Source organism: Sphingopyxis sp. 113P3, from assembly GCF_001278035.1.
Classification (GTDB): domain Bacteria; phylum Pseudomonadota; class Alphaproteobacteria; order Sphingomonadales; family Sphingomonadaceae; genus Sphingopyxis.
In genome coordinates, this window is sequence record NZ_CP009452.1 from 657,741 (window position 1) to 678,858 (window position 21,118).

General features: G+C 66.1%; 21 protein-coding genes. 15 read left to right on the plus strand and 6 right to left on the minus strand.

The features are described 5' to 3' along the window. Positions 1-116 precede the first annotated feature (116 nt). From LH20_RS03060 to LH20_RS03130, 15 genes are all read left to right on the plus strand, one after another. Positions 117-1,682 (plus strand): hypothetical protein, encoded by a 1,566-nt coding sequence (locus LH20_RS03060; protein ID WP_053552952.1) that lies wholly within the window; start codon positions 117-119, stop codon positions 1,680-1,682. A gap of 80 nt (positions 1,683-1,762) precedes the next feature. Then, positions 1,763-4,420: a TonB-dependent receptor domain-containing protein gene (locus LH20_RS03065; protein WP_053556054.1), complete on the plus strand. Its 2,658-nt coding sequence runs from the start codon at positions 1,763-1,765 to the stop codon at positions 4,418-4,420. Between the two features lie 272 nt (positions 4,421-4,692). Then, entirely contained in the window at positions 4,693-5,568 is an 876-nt protein-coding gene (locus LH20_RS03070) for a type II secretion system protein N (protein ID WP_053552953.1), read from the plus strand. A 5-nt stretch (positions 5,569-5,573) separates the two neighbouring features. Further along, a complete protein-coding gene (gspD, locus tag LH20_RS03075; RefSeq protein WP_053552954.1) occupies positions 5,574-7,727 on the plus strand; it encodes a type II secretion system secretin GspD in 2,154 nt (717 codons plus the stop codon). Then, positions 7,724-9,217 (plus strand): GspE/PulE family protein, encoded by a 1,494-nt coding sequence (locus tag LH20_RS03080; protein WP_053552955.1) that lies wholly within the window; start codon positions 7,724-7,726, stop codon positions 9,215-9,217. Before gspD ends, LH20_RS03080 begins: the two co-directional genes overlap by 4 nt. After that, a complete protein-coding gene (gene gspF, locus LH20_RS03085) occupies positions 9,210-10,427 on the plus strand; it encodes a type II secretion system inner membrane protein GspF (RefSeq protein WP_053556055.1) in 1,218 nt (405 codons plus the stop codon). Before LH20_RS03080 ends, gspF begins: the two co-directional genes overlap by 8 nt. A gap of 12 nt (positions 10,428-10,439) precedes the next feature. Continuing rightward, entirely contained in the window at positions 10,440-10,922 is a 483-nt protein-coding gene (gspG, locus tag LH20_RS03090) for a type II secretion system major pseudopilin GspG (RefSeq protein WP_321164234.1), read from the plus strand. Then, positions 10,897-11,373, plus strand: coding sequence for a GspH/FimT family pseudopilin (locus LH20_RS03095; protein ID WP_083455260.1), 477 nt, complete (start codon positions 10,897-10,899; stop codon positions 11,371-11,373). The genes gspG and LH20_RS03095 overlap by 26 nt, the downstream gene beginning before the upstream one ends. Further along, on the plus strand, positions 11,363-11,737 hold the full coding sequence (gene gspI, locus LH20_RS03100) for a type II secretion system minor pseudopilin GspI (RefSeq protein ID WP_268796091.1): 375 nt from the start codon (positions 11,363-11,365) through the stop codon (positions 11,735-11,737). Before LH20_RS03095 ends, gspI begins: the two co-directional genes overlap by 11 nt. Positions 11,738-11,838: 101 nt before the next feature. Next, positions 11,839-12,465, plus strand: a complete 627-nt coding sequence (gspJ, locus tag LH20_RS03105; protein ID WP_235527095.1) for a type II secretion system minor pseudopilin GspJ — start codon at positions 11,839-11,841, stop codon at positions 12,463-12,465. Beyond that, positions 12,462-13,466, plus strand: a complete 1,005-nt coding sequence (gene gspK, locus LH20_RS03110; RefSeq protein WP_053552957.1) for a type II secretion system minor pseudopilin GspK — start codon at positions 12,462-12,464, stop codon at positions 13,464-13,466. Before gspJ ends, gspK begins: the two co-directional genes overlap by 4 nt. Position 13,467: 1 nt before the next feature. Next, positions 13,468-14,619 carry a type II secretion system protein GspL gene (gspL, locus tag LH20_RS03115; protein ID WP_053552958.1) on the plus strand — a complete coding sequence of 384 codons (1,152 nt, stop codon included), beginning with the start codon at positions 13,468-13,470 and terminating at the stop codon, positions 14,617-14,619. Continuing rightward, positions 14,616-15,098, plus strand: a complete 483-nt coding sequence (gene gspM, locus LH20_RS03120; protein WP_053552959.1) for a type II secretion system protein GspM — start codon at positions 14,616-14,618, stop codon at positions 15,096-15,098. The genes gspL and gspM overlap by 4 nt, the downstream gene beginning before the upstream one ends. Beyond that, positions 15,095-15,814, plus strand: coding sequence for a type II secretion system protein N (gspN, locus tag LH20_RS03125; protein ID WP_053552960.1), 720 nt, complete (start codon positions 15,095-15,097; stop codon positions 15,812-15,814). Before gspM ends, gspN begins: the two co-directional genes overlap by 4 nt. Position 15,815: 1 nt before the next feature. Continuing rightward, positions 15,816-16,598: a prepilin peptidase gene (locus LH20_RS03130; protein WP_053552961.1), complete on the plus strand. Its 783-nt coding sequence runs from the start codon at positions 15,816-15,818 to the stop codon at positions 16,596-16,598. Here the strand turns inward: LH20_RS03130 and pal are convergent. The 6 genes from pal to LH20_RS03160 all read right to left on the minus strand — a co-directional run bounded on the left by pal (position 16,585) and on the right by LH20_RS03160 (position 21,069). Continuing rightward, positions 16,585-17,097: a peptidoglycan-associated lipoprotein Pal gene (pal, locus tag LH20_RS03135; RefSeq protein WP_200905422.1), complete on the minus strand. Its 513-nt coding sequence runs from the start codon at positions 17,095-17,097 to the stop codon at positions 16,585-16,587. The genes LH20_RS03130 and pal overlap by 14 nt on opposite strands. Before the next feature lie 114 nt (positions 17,098-17,211). Further along, positions 17,212-18,591, minus strand: coding sequence for a Tol-Pal system beta propeller repeat protein TolB (gene tolB / locus LH20_RS03140; RefSeq protein ID WP_053552962.1), 1,380 nt, complete (start codon positions 18,589-18,591; stop codon positions 17,212-17,214). A 5-nt stretch (positions 18,592-18,596) separates the two neighbouring features. Then, positions 18,597-19,424, minus strand: coding sequence for a hypothetical protein (locus LH20_RS03145; protein ID WP_053552963.1), 828 nt, complete (start codon positions 19,422-19,424; stop codon positions 18,597-18,599). A 9-nt stretch (positions 19,425-19,433) separates the two neighbouring features. Next, on the minus strand, positions 19,434-19,898 hold the full coding sequence (locus LH20_RS03150; RefSeq protein WP_053552964.1) for an ExbD/TolR family protein: 465 nt from the start codon (positions 19,896-19,898) through the stop codon (positions 19,434-19,436). Continuing rightward, complete coding sequence (gene tolQ / locus LH20_RS03155) at positions 19,898-20,596, minus strand: protein TolQ (protein WP_053552965.1); 699 nt, start codon at positions 20,594-20,596, stop codon at positions 19,898-19,900. Before tolQ ends, LH20_RS03150 begins: the two co-directional genes overlap by 1 nt. Next, positions 20,590-21,069 carry a YbgC/FadM family acyl-CoA thioesterase gene (locus LH20_RS03160; RefSeq protein ID WP_053552966.1) on the minus strand — a complete coding sequence of 160 codons (480 nt, stop codon included), beginning with the start codon at positions 21,067-21,069 and terminating at the stop codon, positions 20,590-20,592. The genes tolQ and LH20_RS03160 overlap by 7 nt, the downstream gene beginning before the upstream one ends. Positions 21,070-21,118 lie beyond the last annotated feature (49 nt).

A 21,118-nucleotide genomic window follows, 5' to 3' on the forward strand; every position in this document is an offset into this window, starting at 1 on the left:
AATCATCCTAGTCGGAGCATTGCCGGGGGCGCGGGGCGCGATACTGCTCCTTTCCCGGTGGCATGTTCATCAGGGGCGCCCGTCCGGCGGGCGCGTTCAGGGAAGCGGAGATTTTCATGGCGGCTTTTGCGCGCGTTCGTTTGGTCATGCTCAGCGGCGTGGCGTCTTCCGTCCTGGCGGCCTGCGGGGCCGACGGGGTTGCGTCGCCGGGCGAGGGGGTGATCGTCATTCCGGCGCCGACACCTGCCCCGCCACCAACTCCGACGCCTACCCCGACCCCTGCAAGCGTCACCCCCGCTGCTCAATGCCCGACGATTGCGGGCAATGATCAACTAAGCGATCTGGGCACGATTACCGGCCCCGAAGGGACGTGGCGCAACTGCGGCTTCCCGTCACGCTTCAACACCTCGACCGCGATCCCCAAGGTTGCCGGCGTCATTTACTCGCTGCCGGGCCGCGTCGATGTGGGAACAGACCAAGGCGCCGCGAGTACAAATAATGTCGTCACGCTGACGATCGATCCGGGCGTGATCATCTTCGGCTCGACGGGCGTTTCCTATCTGGTGGTCAATCGAGGGAACCGCATTGATGCGGTCGGCACCCCGGCCCAGCCGATCATCTTCACCGGTCGCGGCAATGTCGTCGGGACCGCGACGGACGACACGTCGCAGCTGTGGGGTGGCGTCGTGCTGCTCGGCCGCGCCCCGGTCACGGACTGCCTTGCGCCCGGCGCTGCGGAAGGCACGGCCGCGTGCGAACGCGATACCGAAGGAACGTCGAACGCGCTCTATGGGGGCGCGCAGCCCGCCGACAATTCGGGGCGCCTCTCCTATGTTCAGATCCGATATTCGGGCTTTGTGCTCAGCGCCGACAAGGAGCTCCAAGGCCTCACCCCTTCGGGGGTCGGGTCGGGAACCCAGATCGACCATATTCAGATCCACAACAGCTCGGACGATGGAATAGAGGTCTTCGGCGGCCGGGCGAACTTCAAATATATGATCGTGACGGGCGCCGAAGACGACAGCTTCGACACCGACGTCGGCTACAAGGGCAACATCCAATATGCGATCGCGGTGCAGCGCGCCGGCGGTTCGGTGGGCGACTCGATGATGGAAATCGACTCGGACGGCAATGAGAATGCGGTGCCGCGCCAGAACGTGACGATTTCCAACTTCACCTTCATCCACCGTAACGCCGCGGCGGGCAACGCCGCCGCGATCCGCATCCGCGGCGGCGCCGATTATAGCTTCGTCAATGGTCTGATCACCTCCGACACCTCATGCATCCGGATCGACAGCAGCTCGACCACCCAAACGACGGGTCCGGACGAGCAGGGGCCGCCGAAGTTCTTCTCGGTTTCGCTGAAGTGCGGCAGCCGCCCCTTCCGCGGCGGCGGTAGTCCGGCGGTCACCGATACCGAGGTCCGGACAATCTTCACCGCGGGTACCAATAACCGTTTTGATTACGTGCCGTCCCTCACCAGCCTGATTGTCAATGGCGCCACAGAGACAGGCTTCACCGCCTTCGATGCAAAGACGCTGAACACCTTCTTCGATACCACCGCCTATGTCGGCGCGGTCCGCGACGCCAGTGACACCTGGTACCAGGGATGGACCTGCAACTCGGCGACCGCGAGCTTCGGCGCCAGCAGCGGCAGCTGTACCAGCCTGCCGACAAGCTGACCGCCGGCGATCCATTCGGGGAGCGGGCACGCCGGACGGCGGCCCGCTCCCCTCCTTGCATAGTCTCAGGGACAATCGACATGACCAAGCGGCCGATCTTTGCCAGCCTGCTTCTTTTCAGCTCCGCTCTCGTTGCGCCAGCGGCGTTGGCGCAAGACGCCTCCGCCGACCTCGCGCCGCAGCCCGGCGAAGACGGCGATGTTTCGATCCCCGGCGGCGGCGGGCACGAGATTGTCGTCAATGGCCGCTTCACGCCGAATGTCGTGCGCGCGACGCCGGAGGTGGTTTCGCTTCTCTCTTCAGCAGACATTGCCCGCACGGGGGAGGGCGATATTTCGGGCTCGCTCCAGCGTGTCACCGGCCTCAGCGTCGTCGGCGGCGGTTTCGTCTATGTCCGCGGGCTCGGCGACCGCTATTCGCTTGCGCTGCTCAACGGTTCGCCGCTGCCCAGCCCGGAGCCGCTGAAGCGCGTTGTTCCGCTCGACATCTTTCCCTCGAACGTGATTGATTCGACTCTGGTCCAGAAGAGCTATTCGGCGAACTTCCCCGGTGAATTCGGCGGTGGCGTCATCAATCTCACGACCAAGGCCAGCCCCGAGGAGACCTTTCTCTCCCTGTCGGGCGGAACAGGCTGGGACAGCGAGACGACGAACCAGCTCGGCTACACCTATAATGGCGGCGGCACCGACTGGACCGGCTTCGACGACGGCACGCGCGACATTCCGCGCTCGCTCGCAGTGGCACTCGCCAGCGGCAAGCCGATTCTCGAAGGCGCTGACTTCAGCGCGCAGGATCTCGAAGCGATCGCGATGGACCTCGTCAACGCGCCGACGACGCTGCTCCAGCAGAATAATCATATTCCCGTGAACTGGTCAGCGGGGCTGACCGGCGGCACGACGCTTCCGCTGGCGGGCGGCGCGCTCGGGATCATTGCAACCGCGGGGATCAGCAACAAGTGGCGTACGCGCGACACGCTGCAGCAGACATCGGTCAATGCCGACCTTTCGGGCGATCCGCAGACGAGCTACAGGCGCCTCGTCACCGACAACCGCATATTGGTGAACGGCCTGCTCGGCCTGGGGCTCGAACTGGGCGATCACAGGATTCGCTGGACCAGCCTCTATATCCGCGACACGCTGAAGCAGGCGCGGCTTGCGCTCGGCACCGACCGAAACCAGTCCGACCGCGACATCATGAAACAGGACACCGCCTGGTACGAGCGGCAGCTCATCAACACGCAGCTCGTGGGTGAATTCCAATTCGACCGCTTCAGCGTCGACCTGCGCGGCGGCTACGCCAATTCGCAGCGCGAGGCGCCCTATGAGAGAAGCTTCACCTATGTCCGCACCAACCTGCCTGCCGGGCAGGACCCGGCCGGCGACAAGTTCGTCAACGATCTCGGCGGCAACAAGGGTGACGCGACGATTGCCTTTTCGGACCTTGATGAGAATCTGTGGTCGGGCGGTGTCGACCTCTCCTACAGGCTCGCCCCGGGGTTCACCGTGACGACCGGCTATGCCTACAGCGATACGCACCGGGTCTCGTCGCGCCGCGCGTTCCAGTATCGCGCCTCTAACTTGCCGGTCGCAGTGCAGCAACTGCGCCCCGACTATCTTCTCTCCGACGCGACGATTCAGCTCTATGACATCACCCTGCTTGAAACCTCGGCCCAGGACGGCACCGCGGCGTTTGATGCCAAGCTCACCACCCACGCTGGCTATGCCCAGCTCCAGGCGGGGCTGATGGCAGGGCTGAACGTCAATGCTGGCGTGCGCTATGAGGATGCAAAGCAAAGGGTTGCGCCGATCGACCTCTTCAACAGCGGCGCGTCGGCGATCGCGCAAACCGATCTGCGCAACGATTACTGGCTGCCCGCGGTCACCCTGACATGGGAGGTCGCGCCCGACATGCAGCTCCGCCTGAACGGGTCGAAGACGATCGCGCGCCCGCAATTCCGCGAGCTGGTCGCGCAAGTCTATCAGGACCCTGAATCGAACCGCCTGTTTCGCGGCAACCCGTCGCTGACCGATTCTATCCTGTGGAATGCCGAGGCTCGCTACGAATGGTATTTCGATCGCGATCAGCGCGTCTCCGCCGCCGCCTTCTACAAGTCGATCGAGAATCCGATCGAGGCTTACACTTCGATCTCCGATTCCTCGGTGAATACGAGCTACGCGAACGCGCCCAGAGCGATGCTCTATGGCGCCGAGTTCGAGCTGCAGAAACATGTCCCCCTCGAGACCGTGTCGGATGCCCCCTTCTGGCAGAGCCGCCGCCTCGTCCTGATCGGCAACTACACGTTCACCCGATCGAAGATCCGAGTTCGTGATGGTGACACGACGACGATAAATGGCGCCGAGCGCAACGCGGGCGATTATTTCTTCGACGGCTCGCCGCTCACGGGCCAATCCGATCATCTGGTCAACGTCCAGATCGGGCTCGAGGACACCTACCAGCTTTCGCAACAAACGCTGCTCCTCACCTATGCCAGTCCGCGGGTCACCAGCCGCGGTCCCTCTGGTCAGCCAGACCTTCTGGAAAAGCCCGGCCTCTCGCTCGACTTCGTCGCGCGTCAGGGGCTGCAGCTGATGGGCAAGGAAATCGAATTGAAGTTCGAGGCGCGCAACCTGACCGCCCGCCGCTATGAGGAAGTGCAGGAATTTGGCGCCAATCGCATCTACTTCAACCGCTACAAGGTCGGTCGGCGTTTCTCGCTCAGCGCATCGGTGAAGTTCTGAGCTCTTCCGCCCTGCCCCAGCGCTGGGGAGGGGGGGCGCCGAAGGCAGAGGGGGGCAGGAGCGCAGCTCCTGCTGTCCGCTCGTCCCCCGGTCAGCCTTTCGTGCTCAGCCGCCCATAGCCGCGCGATAGAGGAGAAGTTTGACGTGGCTGGGCAGCACCAGACTCGCCCCTCCGACAAAAAACTGTAATCTTCCCGTCAACTGATTGTCACCGATCGCTACTAGGCGATTCGCGAGGCCGTATTTTTCAGTTTGGGGGACAGGAACATCCTATGGCGACGCTGATGCCCGGATCGGCCATTCGGCTGCCGCGTGCGCTGCCCGCCTTCCTGCGGCCACGTTCGCGGTCGGCGCGTGCACTGGTCCCGCACCTTATCCTCCTGCTGATCGGATCGCTGCTCGTCTGGCAGTGTGTGCGCTTGCTCTGGGCGCTCATTGTTCCACTGTCGCCTCTTGGAGCCTGGCAGTCGCAGACAGCGGCCATCGCGCCGCCCGCCGAACGGCACGCGCTGTTTGCCGGCTTCGACCCCTTCTTCCGCACGGGCGCACAAGGACCGGCAAGCGCGACCATTACCTCGCTCGGCCTTACGCTCTATGGCATCAACATCAACGAAGCGACGGGCGGCGGCTCGGCGATCATTGCGGGCGAAGATGGAGTGCAGGCGAGCTACGCCGTGGGCGAAGAGATCGCCCCCGGGGTCCGTCTCGCCAGCGTCGCATTCGATCACGTCACCCTCGATCGAGGCGGCGCGCGTGAGAGCCTGTTCCTCGACCAGAGCGGCGACGCTGCGGTCTCCGCTTCGGTGTTGCCCGCGCCGACACCCGGGATCGGGGTCCCACCGGCAGCAGGCGGGACCGGAGGCGAATTGACGGCTGAGGCGATCAAAGCGGGGGTTGCCTTTGCGCCGCGCAGCGAAAACGGCCGGGTGACGGGGCTCGTCGTCCAGCCGCAGGGCGACGGTGCGGCCTTCCGAGCCTCCGGACTGCGTCCCGGGGACGTGATCCGCTCGGTAGGCGGCCGCCCGATCGGCTCCGCGGGCGACGCCGCGGTCATTGCCAACCAGTTGACGCCCGGCGCACGCATCTCGCTTGAGGTCGAGCGCGGCGCCAATGTCGTTCCCGTCGCGATCTTCCTGTCGAAACAATAGGGTTTATGCGTCTCAAACTGTCCTTGATGCTCGCCGCCGCACTGGCTTCTGCCGCCCCGGCGCCGTTGCTTGCCCAATATACGTTGAATGTCCGCGACGCCGACATTCGCGCCTTCATTCAGGATGCGGCGCGGGTTACCGGGCGCACCTTCGTGATCGACGGACGCGTCAACGGCAAGGTATCGGTGGTCACCGACCGACCGCTGTCGCGCAGCGAATATTTCGAAATCTTTCTTGCGACCTTGCGCTCGAACGGGCTCGTGGCGGTGCCTGGGCCCAACGGCAGCTATCGCATCCAGCCGATCGACGGCGCGGCGTCGCAGCCTGGCCGCATCGGAAGCGCGCGTGCCGCCCAAAACCAGTTTGTGACCGAGATTATCCGCCTGCGGCACATTGATGCGGTGTCGGCGGTCGAAACCCTGCGCCCGCTCGTGAGCCCGCAAGGATCGCTGACTGCGAACCGCAATGCCAACAGCCTCGTCGTCGCCGACTTCGCCGACAATATCCGGCGCATCCGCGCGCTTGCGGCCAGCATCGACCGCGACAGTTCGACAAGCCAGATCGTCACACTCAAAAATGCCGGTGCGCGCGAGATTGCGGCAGCGCTCCAGGCGCTGGTTCCTGCCGCCGGCGAGGGGGCGCAGGCACCGGTTGCGATCGTTCCGATCGATAGCAGCAACGCAATCGCGCTGAGGGGTGACCAGGCGCTGGTCGCCCGCTTCGTCGCGATGGCGAATGATCTTGACCGCAAGGCGGCGGGCGGCACCGAGCTGCGCGTCTACTGGCTCGAACATGCCAATGCCGAAACCCTGCTCCCAACGTTGCAGCAACTTGTGGGAGGCGGCAGCGATCCCGCACAGAAGGCGGGACTGTCCCCCGCCTCGTCCTCCTCTTCCGACGCAGGCGGCGGTGCGGCGGCCGCGGCCGCTGCGGTGCCTGTCCCGACAAGCGCTTCGGGGGGCAGCATCGCGGCGCGTGGCCCCGCGATCGTCACCCGCTACGAAGGCGCCAATGCGATCATCGTCGCTGCCAATGCCGATGTGCAGCGCCAGCTTGGCGAGTTGATCCGGCAGCTCGACACCCGGCGTCCGCAGGTGCTGGTCGAGGCGATCGTGGTCGAGATCGGCGACGATGCGGCAAGGAAGCTCGGCGTCCAGTTCCTTCTCGGTGGCAAGAACATTCCCTTCGCCGCGACGAGCTACAGCAATGCCTCGCCCAACATTTTGACGCTTGGCGGCGCCTATGCCGCGCACGAGCTCTCACAGGAAACGACGACGGTGAACGGCGACACCATCGTGACCCAGCAGAACAGCTCGCTCGGCAACAGCCTGCAGGAGGCCGCTGCAGCGTCGCTCCTCTCGGCGACCGGCGGTTTTGCGGGCTTTGCGGGGGACATCGGAAAGAATACCGTCTTTGGGGCGATCATCAACGCAGTGAAATCCGACACCACGTCAAACCTGCTGGCAACCCCGCACATCGTCACGCTCGACAACCAGCAGGCGAGGTTTCTCGTGGGTCAGGAGGTGCCGATCACCACCGGCGAGGCGCTCTCCGACAATTTCGACAATGCCTTCCGCACCGTCCAGCGCGAGGAGGTCGGCATCAAGCTCGAGGTCACACCGCAGGTCAACGGCGCGGGCGAGGTCAAGATGTTCATCCGCCAGGAAGTGTCGAGCGTCGCCGGGCCGGTGTCGTCGCGCAACGCTGAACTCATCCTCAACAAGCGGTCGTTCGAGACGGTGCTGACCGTCGATGACGGCGAGATGTTCGCGATCGGGGGGCTCCTCAATGATGATGAGCGCCGCACGATCGAGCGTATTCCGCTTCTCAGCGACATTCCTCTGATTGGCGAGCTGTTCAAATCCCGCAGCCGAAGCCGTGCCAAGACCAATCTGATGGTTTTCATCCGCCCGACGATCCTGCGCAATCGCGCGGACAATGCCGCGCTCACCGCGCGCCGCTACGGCTATATCCGCGACTTTCAGCTCCAGCGTAATCCCGACCGGGAGCCCGCGATCGACGCCTTGGTGCGCGATTATCTCGGCACCGTGCCGCCGGCTCCAAGCGCGCCCAGCGCCGCCGACGTCACCATAGCGCCGGCGGCGCCGCTGCCGGTCGACATCCCGCCGTCGGCCGGCGCGGAGGGAGAGCAGCCGTGAGCGACGGCGACCCGGCCGTTCCGCATCCCGCAGCGCCGGTCGACATTCCCTACGGCTTTGCGCGCGCGCACGGTGTGGTGATCGCGCCCGATGGCGACGGGCGCTGGATTGCTACGCTGCGCGAAGGCAGCGATGCCGCCGTGCTGATCGAGGTGAAGCGCTACCTTGCGCAGCCGCTGCGCGTCGCCAGCGCCAGCGCTCCCGATTTCGACCGGCTGCTCTCGGACCATTATGCCGTTGATGCGACGAGCGCGATGGCGGGGTCGCTCGACGGTGGCGATCTCGATTTCACCGTGCCGAGCGCCGAGGATCTGCTCGACAGCGCCGACGACGCCCCTGCCATCCGCCTGATCAATGCCATTATCGCCGAAGCCGTCCGGCAGGGCGTCAGCGATATCCATATCGAGCCCTATGAAAGCGGACTCGTCGTACGGATGCGCACCGACGGTGTGCTGCGCGAGCATCTGCGAATGCCGCCGCACGTTGCGCCTGTCATTGTCAGCCGCATCAAGGTGATGGCACGGCTCGACATCGCTGAACGGCGCGTGCCGCAGGACGGGCGTATCGCGCTGACGCTCGCGGGCAAAGCGATCGACGTGCGCGTATCCACGCTCCCCAGCCGCGCCGGCGAGCGGGTCGTCATGCGTATTCTCGACAAGGACACGGCAGGGATCGACTTCGATGTGCTCGGCCTGTCGGGGGAGGCCGACCGCATCCTTCGCGAGGCGCTCGCGGAGCCCAATGGCATCATCCTCGTCACGGGCCCGACGGGATCGGGCAAGACAACGACGCTCTACGCAGCGCTCAAGCAGCTGAACGACGGCCAGCGCAATATCCTGACCGTCGAGGACCCAGTCGAATATGCGGTCGACGGCGTCGGTCAGACGCAGGTCAACGCGAAGGTCGGGCTCGATTTTGCGGCGGGGCTGCGGGCGATCCTGCGCCAGGATCCCGACGTCGTGATGGTCGGCGAAATTCGCGACCGCGAGACGGCCGACATTGCGGTGCAGGCCTCGCTCACTGGCCACCTCGTCCTCTCGACCGTCCACACCAACGATGCGGTGGGGGCGATAACGCGCCTCAAGGATCTGAAGGTCGAGCCGTTTCTTCTCGCCTCGACGCTTCGTGCTGTCATCGCGCAGCGGCTCGTCCGACGGCTGTGCGACCAGTGCCGCGAACCGATGCAGGCCGACCAGGGCGTCGCCGCAATGCTCGGACTTGATGCCGGTACGGTCATCTGGCGGCCCAGGGGCTGCGAGGCATGCGGTCACACGGGCTTCAAGGGGCGCATCGGCGTGTTCGAGGCGATCAAGGTCGATGAAACGGTCCGTCGCTACATCTATGCGGGCGGCGATGAGGCCATGATCGCCAGACACGCCTTCTTGAAGGCACCCACGCTCGCCGGCGCGGCGCGCGCGATGGTCGCCAAGGGGCTGACGACGCCCGAGGAGGCGGTCCGCGTCGCACGGCGTGAGGATGTCGATGCCTGACTATCGCTATGTGGCGATCGACCGCCAGGGCCGCGAGCGCAAGGGGCGGCTGAGGGCGGTGAACGACGATGCCGCGCGCGCCGACCTGATCCGGCGGCATTTCCACATTGTCGCACTTGAACCCGCGGGCGCGCGCGCGTCTTCAGGACGCCCGCTGCTCGTCTATCGCCGGAACCGGTTGTCCGCCAAGGAACTTGCGCTTTTCACCCGGCAGCTTGCGACGCTTGCCGAGGTCGCGCCGCTCGAGGAAGCGCTGCGCACCCTCACGCGCCAGAGCGAGGCTGAAAGCGCGCGGCTCGTCATCGGCGACGTTCATGCCGGTCTTCTTGAAGGCCGCCGGCTCGCCGATGCGATGGCGCGGCAAGCGCCGAGCTTTCCGCCGCTTTATCGTGCGATGGTCGCGGCGGGCGAAACCACGGGCAGTCTGACGGTCATCCTCGCGCGTCTTGCAGACCTCCTCGAACGCCAGGCGGTGGTGCGCGGAAAGCTCGTCGCGGCGCTCGCCTATCCGATCGTGCTCGCGGTGGTTGCGATCGGCGTGGTCGCAGCGCTGATGATCTTCGTCGTCCCGCGCGTCGTCGAGCAGTTTACCGATGTCGGGCAGCAGCTCCCCTTTCTGACCCGCGCCGTCATCGCCCTCTCGAATTTCGCGGCGAACTGGTGGTGGCTCCTTGCATTGCTGATCGCGCTCGCGGTCTTTTGCTGGGTGAGCGCAATGCGCCGAGAGGCATTCAAGGCGCGCGTCGATGCCCGACTTCTGCGCTTGCCGCTCATCGGGCGGCTGCTTCGCGACCTCTACGCCGCGCGCTTCGCGCGGACGCTCGCGACGATGGTGTCCAGCCGTCTGCCGCTGGTCGAAGGGCTGCGCTTGACCGTTCCGACGATCCGCAACGCGGCGCTTGCCGGGGCGACGGCTGCGCTCGTCGATCAGGTGCGCGCCGGGGGCAGCCTTTCGGCGGCGCTGCGCGAGACGGGGGTGTTTCCGCCGCTTCTTGTCTACATGACCGCGAGCGGGGAGAGCGCAGGTCGGCTGGAGCCGATGCTCGAGCGCGCGGCGGATTATCTCGAGCGGGAATTCGATCGCTTCACGGCCGCGTCGATGGCCTTACTCGAGCCTGTCATAATTGTCGTGATGGGGTCGTGCGTCGCGCTGATCATCCTCGCGATTCTGTTGCCCATTCTCCAGTTGCAGAACCTTGCAGGACTATGAAAAATGTCGCTGATGAAGCTCATCCTTAGCCTGATGCTCGACACATCGCGTCCCGCCGCTACGCGATTTCGCCGCAGGGGCGAGCGTGGATTTACCCTGACCGAGCTGATGGTCGTCATTTTCATCATCGGGCTGCTTGCGACGGTCGTGATGATCAACGTGCTGCCGAGCCAGGACCGCGCGATGGTCACCAAGGCAAAGGCCGATATCGCGCAGCTTGAAGGTGCGCTGGAGCAGTATCGGCTCGATAATATGGTTTACCCATCCACAAGCGATGGGCTGAATGCGCTCGTCACCGCGCCGCCGTCGCTGGCGCAGCCTGAACGCTATCGCCGCGGCGGCTATATCAGGAAGCTCCCCGCGGATCCCTGGGGTCGCCCCTATATGTATCAGGCCCCGGGCCCGAATGGCGCCGCCTTCGATATCTGGTCGATGGGCGCCGACGGCGCGCCGGGCGGGACAGATGAAAATGCCGACATCCACGGAGAGAGTTGAGCCTTTTTCGGGCGAACGCGGCTTCACGCTCGTCGAACTGATGGTCGTGCTGGCCATTCTCGCGCTCGCCGCGACGGCCGTCGTCATCACTATCCCCGGAGAGGAACGCAGCGTCCGGGGCGAGGCCGACAGGCTCGCTGCACGCCTTGCCGCCGCGCGCGATGTCGCCGTGATCGAGGGGCGCAGCGTCGCCGTCAATCTCGCGCCGTCAGGCTATGGTTTTGCGCGGCGGGTGGATGGCACGTGGCAACCGCTCCCCGGCCGTGCCTTCGAGCAGCGCAGCTGGCCCCACGCGCTTCGTTTCAACGCAGAAAGTGGCACTGGCGTGACGCGGATCCTTTTCGATCGTGTCGGCACCAGCCCGACCCCGCAAACTGTCGTGCTGACGGGGGGCGCCGCGCGCGAGGTCGTGCGCGTGTCTGCGGCAGGGGAGGTGAGCCGTGGCCCGTGAGGTTCTAGCCGGCGAGGGCGGCTTCACCCTTCTGGAAATGCTGGTCGCGCTCAGCATCATCAGCATCGCGGCGCTGACATTGGTGCGGCTCGATGCCTATGCCGTGCGCACCGCGGGTGACCTTGACGAAAGCACCATGGCAGGCATCGTCGCCCAGAACCGAGCGGTCGAGCTGTGGACCGACCCTGCCCCGCCGACGATCGGGGCGAGCACGAGCCGCGTGGCCAATGCGGGGCGCGAATGGTGGGTCGACCAGCGCGTCGCGAAGACCGACGACGACAAGCTGCTGCGTATCGACCTGACCGTCCGGCCCCACCGCGGCCGCGGGCAGGCGGTGCTCACCATCCTCCGGTCGGCGAGATGAAGGTCCTTTGTCTCTGGCGTTGTCCGCATGCCCTCACATGGCTCAGGGCAGCTTCTCCCATTGGAGGGGATCGAAAGACCTCCCGCGTTTCGATCAGGCGGGTGCGAACGGGTTCTGGCCATTCCGCCCTCGGCTTTACGCTGGTCGAGATGCTCGTGGCGCTGTCGATTTTTGCGGCGATCGCGGCCATGGGGGTCGGGCTTTTGCGCAGTAGCGTCGACACGCAGGACGCAGTGCAGGCACGATTAAAGGCAATGGGCGGAATCAACCGGTTGCGCGCGGTGATGGCGAACGATCTCGCGCAGGCCCTGCCGCGGGCGACCCGCGGCCCGTCGGGCGAGCCGGTCCCCGCTTTCATCGGTTCGGCAACCGGCTTTGCCTTCGTGCACGGCGGCGCGGGCATGCGCGATGCGGGGCCGCGCCCGGCTGTCGAGCGCGTCGCCTATGCGCTCGTGGGAAATGAATGGCGCCGTGCGGCGCAACCGATGCTCGACGGCACCCCGCTGGGTGAAGGCGATAGGCTCGCGGGCGAGGTGAGCGCCGCCGCGGTTCGCTATCGCGACGAAGCCGGCAACTGGAGTGAGGCCTGGAATTCGGGGCCCACCGATCGGCTTCCGCGCGCGGTCGAGGTGCGGCTGACGCGCACCGGCCGCGCGCCGCTCGTCCTTCTGTTCCTCACCGCGCCGGTCCCGCCCGTGCCGCCCGGTCGTCAGGCTCCCCTGCCATGATGCGCGGTACAGACGAGCGCGGGGCAGCGCTTCTGAGCGTATTGTTGCTCGTCGCGGTGATGGCCGTGATCGCGGCGACGGCGCTCGACCGGTTGACCCTCGCAGCGCGGATCGCGGGCAGTGCTGCGGCGATTGACCAAGGCCGCGCCTACAGCCTTGCTGCCGAGCAGATCGCGCTGCGCCGGGTCGCTGATCTGGTGACGCGCGACCCGACCAGGCTCACCCTCGCGGGCGACTGGCTGGAACGCGATTTCATTTTGCCCCTGCCGGGTGGAGAGGGGAGGGCGCGGCTCAGCGATGCGAATAATTGCTTCAATCTCAATAGCCTCGTTGCCGAGACCTCGCCTGGCAAGTTCAGTCAGCGGGCCGTGGCGGTTCGCCAGTTTAGCGAACTGATGGCGCTGCTCGGCGTTGATCGCGGCGAGGCGGAGTCGGTCGCGGCGGCGACCGCGGATTGGATTGACAGCGACAGCAACGAAGCGCCGCTGGGCGCGGAGGACGGCGTTTATCGCGCGCTCGAGATAAGTTACCTCCCAGCCAACCGCATGATGGCCCACATCAGTGAGTGGCGCGCGGTGCGCGGCGTAACCTTCAAGATTTATGCCCGGATGACGCCGTGGATCTGCGTTCTTCCCGCCGCCGATCCGGTGAAACTCAATGTCAACACGCTCACTCCAGAACGGGCGCCGCTGGTCGCGATGCTGATGCCGGGCGAGATCAGCCTCGCCGATGCTCGGGCAGCGCTGGCCGCGCGGCCCGCCGGCGGCTATGGCAGCAGCGTAGGATTCTGGCAGACGCGCGCGCTGGAACGGCTCGACCCGCCGGGCGGCGTCGGCGACCAGGCGGGCGTGACGAGCCGATGGCTCGCGCTGACGGCGCAGGTGAGGTTGGGGGACGGGGATTTGACGGCACGCTCGCTCATCGATGCCTGGGGCGGCGCGCCGGCCGCGGGGATGGCGCCGCCGGCGATCGTGCGCCGCGATTGGGGCGAGAGCGATTGAAATGACGTCGACACTCGTTCTCTGGCTGCCGCCCCTCGCCGCGCTCGATGGCGCTTTCATGCCCGCCGATATCGCCTGGCTCAGGGTCGACGACGGCGTTGTGACCGATTCAGGGCAGGACGACGGCTGGGTCGAGAGCTGGGGGCGCCCGCCTCGCGGGACGGGCGGCGAGGACCGGCTGATTGTGCTCGCTCCCGCCGCTGATGTTCCGGTCCGCTGGCACCATTTTCCTGATGCGTCTCCACCGCAGGCGGCGGCTGCGGCGCGGGTGGAGGCGCTCAAGGATTGTCTGGGCGCTCCCGCTGATCTCCACCTGGTGGCCGGTGAGCCTCCAGCGGCAGGACAGGCCGTGCCGGTAGCGGTGACGACCCACGCAGCGATGGCGGCCTGGAATGCATGGCTGGCTACACACGGTCTCGAGCCATCGGCGATCGTGCCGGCGGGTGTCATGGTCCCGCCGCCCGAACCCGACACGCTGTGGACCGCCATCGTTGGGCGCGAGCAGATCGTGCGAACACATGAGCGTGCCTATGTCTCCGACCCCGAACTCGATCCGCTGATCGCTGCGGGGCAAGCGATCGTGCCGCTCGATGCCGAACGGATGCGCGAAGCGCTGCTGTTGTCGCTCGCCGCGCCGCCCCTCGATCTACTGAGCGGGGCGTGGAAGCCGAAGCGGCGCTGGGGCGTCGATCCGGTGGTGATGCTGTGGGGGAAGCGGATGTTGGTAGCGCTCGTCGCGGTCAGCCTTGCGATCCCCATCGTGCGTGCGGTTCGTCTCGGCTCCGACACGCGCCGCGCCGATGCGGCGGTTGTCGCGGCGGCGAAGAAGGCAGGGGTGAGCGCCCCTGACGCCGAGGCCGCGGAGGCCGAGATCGACCGGCGCCTTGCCGCGGCGGGCGGCGGGCCGCTTGCTTTTTCCGTACCCGCCTCGGCACTCTACGGCGCGATGCAGGATACGCCCGGGGTGACGCTGAAGAGTCTCTCGCACCGCACCGATGGCACGCTCACGACCTCGCTCGCAGCACCGCGCGTCGAGGATCTCAACCGCGTGCTGCTCGCGCTCCAGGCGCGAGGCTACCGCGTGACTGCGCAGCCGATGGCGGGCCCTGACGGACAGCAGATCGCGAATATCACGATCCGGGCGGTGCCATGAGGGAAGAGCTGCAAAATTGGTGGACGGGCCTCTCGCAGCGTGAGCGCTGGCTTGTCGGCGTGGCGGGAGCGCTGGCGGCGGGGGTGCTCCTGTGGGCGCTCGGACGTCCAGCCTATGCGGCCTTTGCCGATCTGGAAAACAATCACCGCGCTGCGGTTGAGCGCGAGGGCCGGGTTTCTGCCAAGATCGCGTTGCTCGCGCAGCGACCCGCGAAATCGGTGGCAGCGGCGGTGGAGGCTGTTGCGATCGATCAATTTCTCGCGCAATCGGCGGGCGAGATCGGGCTGACGCTCGACCGCAACGAGGCCCGCGGCGCGGGGCAGGCAAGCATCGCAATTGCGACTGCCAAGGCGCCGGTCCTCACCGAATGGATCGCCTCGCTCGAAACGCAGGGCTTCGTCTTCGATGCGCTTACCATCATACCGGCCCGCGACGGCACGGTGGGCATGACCGCTGACATCCGGAAAAGCGGCCAATGACGCGCGCACCGAAGCGATTGATCGGCGTTGCAGCCTTGCTTGCGCTGCTGCTGATCATGGCAACTTTTCCGATGCGGCTCGCGCTCGGCCTCTCGGGAGCCTCCGACGCCGGCTTCAGCGCGCAGACGGTCAAGGGATCGGTATGGTCCGCCGAGATCGTCGACGCGCGGCTGGGCGCCTTGCCGCTCGGGACGCTTCAGGCCCGCCTGTCACCGCTCGCATTGCTGACTGGGCGTACCGACCTCGTCTTCGAGCGCGACGATGCGCGGCTGGGGGCGCTGACGGGACGGCTGCACGGCAGCGATCCCCGCGGACTGTCAAACGTCAACGGCATGACGAGTTTATCGGGCGGCCTCGGCAATATTCCCGTTGAGGCGCTACGCTTCGAAGAGGCGAGGGTCCGTTTCGGCGCAGCGGGGCGATGCGTCGAGGCCGGGGGACGGCTACAATTAACGGTCGCAGCGCCGATCGCGGGGCTCAACCTGTCCCGCGGACTTTCAGGCCCGCTGTCGTGCTCGAAAGGCTGGGCGCAGGCAGCGCTCGCCAGCCAGTCGGGAATGGAGCGGCTCAAGATAAGCTTCGATGGCAGCGGCGCCTGGCGGGCGGAATTTTCCATCATCGTCGATAAGGATCCTGCAATGGCGGCCGCGCTCGCCGCGCTCGGTTTTCGCGCCCGCGAGGGCAGCTTCCGGCTCACGACCAGCGGTCGCTTCTGATATGGACGCCGCCGCCGGCTGCCTGCCCTGGGGCGCGGAAATTGCTCTTGCGGCATTGATCGGCGGGGTCCTCGGCAGCTTCATAGCGACCCTCGTGCTGCGCTGGCCCGCCGGGCGCTCGCTTGCCGGGCGTTCGCAGTGCGATGGCTGCAACGCGCGGCTCGAAGCGCGAGACCTTGTACCGCTTTTCTCGGCGCTATGGCTGCGCGGCCGTTGCCGCCTGTGCGGCGCACCGATTGACAAGCTCCACGGCCGCGTCGAGCTTGCGTCCGCGTTCCTTGCTACGCTCGCGCTCGCGCTCATGCCGGGCGCGCAAGGCTGGATCTGGGCGCTTTTCGGGTGGTTGCTCCTGCCGCTCGCGCTGCTCGATGCCCGCCATATGTGGCTGCCCGATCCGCTCAACGCGTTGCTGGCCCTCGTGGGGCTCATCTTCGCGGGTCCCTTGATGGGCACGACGTTGTTGGAGCGCTGGCTTGGGGCGCTCGCAGGCGGCTTGACCCTTGCGCTCATTGCCTGGAGCTGGCGCCGCGCGCACGGCCGCGAGGCCATGGGCGGCGGGGATCCGAAGCTGGTTGCGGCCATTGGCACCTGGCTGGGCTGGCAGGCATTGCCGCTCTTGCTGCTTCTTGCCAGCCTCACCGGGATCGGGTGGGCGCTCTTCTCCCGAGGAAAAGGGGACCGGCCGCTGACACTGCGGCGGGTCCCCTTCGGTGTTTTCCTGTGCGCCGCGGCCTTTGTGGTGGTACCGCTCTGGCCTTGGTGGACGGGGCTTATTGCCCGATAACGACCGTCACTGCGCGGCGGTTCTTTGCCCAAGCTGCTTCGTTCGATCCAAGCTCGGCCGGGCGTTCCTTGCCATAGCTGATGACCTGAATGCGGCTCGGGTCGATTCCGAGCGAGGCGAGATAATTTTTCGCAGCATTGGCGCGGCGTTCGCCGAGCGCGAGGTTGTAGTCGCGCGTCCCGCGTTCGTCGGCGTGGCCCTCGAGCGTGACCCGCACATTGGGGTTGCGCTGCAGCCACTCCGCCTGGCTCCGCAGCGTGGCCTGGTCTTCCGCATCGACATTATACTGGTCGAAATCGAAATAGATGCGGTCGGACGAGACGTTGGCGAGGAAATCCTGCTGGGAGCCGGGGATTACGGCATTGCCGATACCGCTATCCGAGCCGGTGTCAGTGCCTTCGGGCGCCGGCGGCAGGGTGTCGGGTGCCTTTTTCGAGCAGGCGCCGACCGCCAGCATGGTGATGGCCGCGATCATGGCGGTGGTTTTGCGTATCGTCATGGCATCGGTCCTTCTGTTGTTTTGCATTTGATCCCAATTATGCGGGCTTAACCTATGTTGGAATGACTAAGGAACCCTTTTTGAACCCCAAGGGCGTGCTTTGGTTCCGCACGCTCAGGGCCGAATCGGCCCCCAGCTCGGGTCGGATCCGTCGCGCGGCGTAGGCAGGCGGCGTAGGTTCACGCCAGTGAGGTCGACCTGCCAGATGCTCGATTTGCCTTCGCGCCCGGGGGTGGTGCGGAAGAACTGGATGACCCGGCCGTTCGGCGCCCAGGTCGGCGCTTCGTCCTGCCAACTGTTCGTGAGCATGCGAACCCCGCCGCCCGATGGTGTCATCACGCCAATGCGAAACTCGCCGCCGCCCATGCGGGTGAAGGCAATGAGATCCCCGCGCGGCGACCATTCGGGAGTGGCGTAGCGGCCGCCGCCAAAGCTGATCCGCTGCTGGTTCGACCCGTCGATGTTCATGGTATAGAGCTGCTGGCTGCCCGAGCGGTCGCTTTCGAACACGATTTTCTTGCCATCGGGCGAGAAGCTGCCGCCGACGTCGATCCCGGGCGCAGTGGTCAGCCGTACCGGCGTCCCTCCCTCGGCCGAGATGCGGTAGATGTCCGTGTTGCCGCCGACCGCCATCGAAAAGAGGATCTGGCGCCCGTCCGGCGACCAGCGCGGGGCGAAGGTTGCGTTGCGGCTTTCGGTCACCAGCTTCTGTGTGCCGCTGTCCACGTCATAGATGAAGACGCGGACTCGGTCGGCGAGATAGCTCACATAGACGATCTTCTTGTAATCGGGGGAGAAGCGCGGGCTGAGCGCCAGCGCCTGGCCGTTGGTGATGAACTTGTGGTTGCCGCCGTCCGAATCCATGATCGCGAGCTGCTTGGTGCGGTTCCCCTTGGGACCGCTCTCGGCGATGTAGGCGATGCGGCTGTCGAAGAAGGGCGATTCGCCCGACAGGCGCGAATAGATGGCGTCGGCGCATTTGTGCGCGGCGCGGCGCCAGTCGCCGGGCTGGATCTCGAAACCCTGGCGCACCAGTTCGCTGCCGAGCGCAGTGTCATAGAGGTAACAGCCGACGATCAGTCCGCCGGTGCCGCTCGTTCGCACAAAGCCGTGGACGACATTCTCGGCATTGCGCGCCTTCCAGTCGGCAAAGCGCGGGGCGGTCACTTCGGGCATGGTGATCGCACGGACACTCCCCGGGCCGAGCGGCGCGTAAAGCCCGCTTCGCTCAAGGTCGGCGGCGATCACCTCGGCAATCTGCCGGCCGAGATTGTCGGTGCGAAGCCCCGCGACGGTCGCGACCGCAGGCGTTGCGAGCGCGGGGATCGCGATGACGGTGCGATCTTGCGAAAGCTGACCCTCGATCGTTTCGCGCGGTTCGGTCTGAGTGACCGCAGGCGGCGTCGGCGCCGTGGGGGTCGGGGTCTGCTGGGCCATAACGGGCGCACCGGTCAGCAGAAACACGAGCGATAGGCTGAATGAGCGGAGGGTCATCTCTCTTACCTCTTGATAAAATCGAGCGTGTAATTCTGCCAGAAATCGTAATTTTCAGCTGGCAGATCGAAGGGCGCGGCGAGTTCGACCGCCCGTTTTGCGCACTCCTGGTGGCGCTGTATCTGGAATCTGTTGCTCTCGTTCTCGCCTGTGGTCGTAACACTGGTGAAACCCGCGAGCGCACCCGACCGCGTGAGGCGGAATTTCACGACGGTCTTGAGCTGATCGACGTCGATACCCGATACGCGGCAGCTGTTCCAGCGCGGCCCGACGGCCGCCTTGATGCTCACGTCAATCGATCGCTTGACCTCGGCGGCCGTCGCTTGCGCCGGCGCGCCCTTGCTCGAGGACTGCTTTGGCTGCGTGCGCGACAGACCTTCCGCGATGCCGTCGAGCCGGCCGGTGGGACGCGTCGGGCGATCCTCGGACTTGGGCGTGGCCTTGGGCGCAGGCTTGGGCGCGGCCTTTTGCGCCGGCTGCTTCTTGGGCGGTGCGGGCTCGGCGCGCTTGACGGGCTTGGGCGCCGGGGCAGGCGTTGGTGCTGCGACCGGGTCGGGAGCCGGTGGGGTGGGCACCGGCTCGGGTTCAGGCGCCGGGATGTCGGTCGCATATTCCTCGCCCAGCCGCGCGGCGGGCGGAAGATCGCTGATCTCCGGCGCGGTCGACGTCGCCGCGGTCTCGGCGATCAGGTCGACCTCCATCGGCGGATTGTCGAACCGCCGGTCGCCTGCAGTCCATTGCACCGAGAGCAGACCGATGACGACGACATGCAGCGCCGCCGCGATGGCGACGCTGGTGCGTTCGGTCCCCCTTGATGCCCGTTGTTCGGCCATTTTCTGAACCTATTGTCCGGATTCTGAACCGGTCGTGACCAGCGCGATGCGCGAAAGGCCGGCCCGGTTAAGCTCACCCATGACCTGCATGACACGGCCATAGTCGAGCCCCTTGTGGGCGCGCAGCATGATCTGGCGCGGCCGATCCTGTCCTGCATCGGCCTGCGCGATTGCGGTGAGCCGCGCGGGCAGTTCGGCCTCGCTGACAGGATCTTCGCCGATATAGATGGTATCATCGCCGCCGATCGAGAGCTGAACGGGCTCGCGCTCCTCGGTATCGAGCGGTTTGGCGCGGCTGTCGGGCAGGTCGATCGGCACCGCGGCGGTCAAAAGCGGCGCGGTGATCATGAAAATGATCAGCAGCACCAGCATCACGTCGACGAGGGGGGTGACGTTGATCTCCGACATCGGCGCGCGGCGCCCGCCGCGTCCGCGCCGCCGTCCGGGGCCGCCGGATGGTCCGCTCATCGCCATCAGGCCTCGACCTCCAGTTCGCGGCTGAAGGTCGCGTGCAGCCCGTCGGCAAAGCGGCCGAGCCGAGATTCGAGCCGGTTCAGCCGCTGCGAAAAGGCATTGTAGGCGATCACTGCCGGAATGGCGGCAAAGAGGCCGATGGCGGTCGCGAAGAGTGCCTCCGAGATCCCCGGCGCCACGACGGCAAGGCTGCTATTGTTTTGCGCCGCAATCTCCGAGAAGGATCGCATGATTCCCCAGACGGTGCCGAACAGGCCGACGAAGGGAGCGACGGCACCGATGGTGGCCAGTGTGCCGATTTTCTCCGCGAGCCGGTCAACCTCGCCCTCAATCGCAGCGTTCATTGCCACGCCCAGCCGCTCGCGGGTGCCCTCGCGATCGACTGTCTTGCCCGCGGTTGATCGACGCCACTCGGAGATGCCCGCTGCAAGCACCTTCGCGCTCGGGAGTTCCTCGCGGCCATTCTCGTCGTAGAATTTGTCGATGTTGCCAGCCCGCCAGAAATCGCGCTCGAACCGCTCCGAGGCGCGTATCATCTTGCCGGTACCGCGACCGTGAGTCAGGATCACGGCCCAGACATAGATGGACGCGAGCAGCAGTCCGATCATCACGAAACGGACGATCCAGTCGGCGTGCAGGAACAGCGCGACGGGGGACAGGGTCGCCGCGTCGGCGGCCAGCGTGATATTGTCTAGCAAGGGATGCTCTCTCCATTCATGATCGCGGTGAAGCGGCTGGCCCAGCCCGCCGGCTGGCGTCGCGGCCGGCCTTCGGGCGACAGAAAGGCGGCCGTGACCCGGCCGTCCGTCAGCATTTCGTCGCTTAACGTTTGATGACTGCGAAGGATGCGCTGAGCGATCACCACGCTCGCGCCGCGCACCGCCTCCACCAGGCTCACGACCAGCAAGTCATCGTCGAGCTTTGCGGGCCGCAGATATTTGATTGCAAGGTCGGTCACGGCCCACGCGCCTTCTCCGGCGTCCATGGCGGCACGCTGGTCGATACCGGCGAGCCGCAGCATGTCCGACCGCGCGCGCTCCATGTAGCGCAGATAATTGGCGTGGTAGACGATCCCGCTGAGATCGGTGTCCTCGAAATAGACGCGCACGCGGTAATGATGCGCCGCTCCCACAAAAGCGCCGGGGACGAAAGGGGGAGGGACGTCGGTCATGGCTGACCGATAGCCGGTGCACGACTCGTCGCAAACCCCCCTTTCACCA

Coding starts and splice junctions, on each gene's coding strand:
- gspK (WP_053552957.1), top strand. CDS start 12,462: ATGATGCGCGGTACAGACGAGCGCGGGGCAGCGCTTCTGAGCGTATTG.
- LH20_RS03130 (WP_053552961.1), top strand. CDS start 15,816: ATGGACGCCGCCGCCGGCTGCCTGCCCTGGGGCGCGGAAATTGCTCTT.
- gspG (WP_321164234.1), top strand. CDS start 10,440: ATGAAGCTCATCCTTAGCCTGATGCTCGACACATCGCGTCCCGCCGCT.
- gspM (WP_053552959.1), top strand. CDS start 14,616: ATGAGGGAAGAGCTGCAAAATTGGTGGACGGGCCTCTCGCAGCGTGAG.
- LH20_RS03145 (WP_053552963.1), bottom strand. CDS start 19,424: ATGGCCGAACAACGGGCATCAAGGGGGACCGAACGCACCAGCGTCGCC.
- gspN (WP_053552960.1), top strand. CDS start 15,095: ATGACGCGCGCACCGAAGCGATTGATCGGCGTTGCAGCCTTGCTTGCG.
- gspD (WP_053552954.1), top strand. CDS start 5,574: ATGCGTCTCAAACTGTCCTTGATGCTCGCCGCCGCACTGGCTTCTGCC.
- gspL (WP_053552958.1), top strand. CDS start 13,468: ATGACGTCGACACTCGTTCTCTGGCTGCCGCCCCTCGCCGCGCTCGAT.
- LH20_RS03065 (WP_053556054.1), top strand. CDS start 1,763: ATGACCAAGCGGCCGATCTTTGCCAGCCTGCTTCTTTTCAGCTCCGCT.
- LH20_RS03060 (WP_053552952.1), top strand. CDS start 117: ATGGCGGCTTTTGCGCGCGTTCGTTTGGTCATGCTCAGCGGCGTGGCG.
- gspF (WP_053556055.1), top strand. CDS start 9,210: ATGCCTGACTATCGCTATGTGGCGATCGACCGCCAGGGCCGCGAGCGC.
- LH20_RS03160 (WP_053552966.1), bottom strand. CDS start 21,069: ATGACCGACGTCCCTCCCCCTTTCGTCCCCGGCGCTTTTGTGGGAGCG.
- tolB (WP_053552962.1), bottom strand. CDS start 18,591: ATGACCCTCCGCTCATTCAGCCTATCGCTCGTGTTTCTGCTGACCGGT.
- LH20_RS03150 (WP_053552964.1), bottom strand. CDS start 19,898: ATGGCGATGAGCGGACCATCCGGCGGCCCCGGACGGCGGCGCGGACGC.
- pal (WP_200905422.1), bottom strand. CDS start 17,097: ATGACGATACGCAAAACCACCGCCATGATCGCGGCCATCACCATGCTG.
- LH20_RS03070 (WP_053552953.1), top strand. CDS start 4,693: ATGGCGACGCTGATGCCCGGATCGGCCATTCGGCTGCCGCGTGCGCTG.
- LH20_RS03095 (WP_083455260.1), top strand. CDS start 10,897: ATGCCGACATCCACGGAGAGAGTTGAGCCTTTTTCGGGCGAACGCGGC.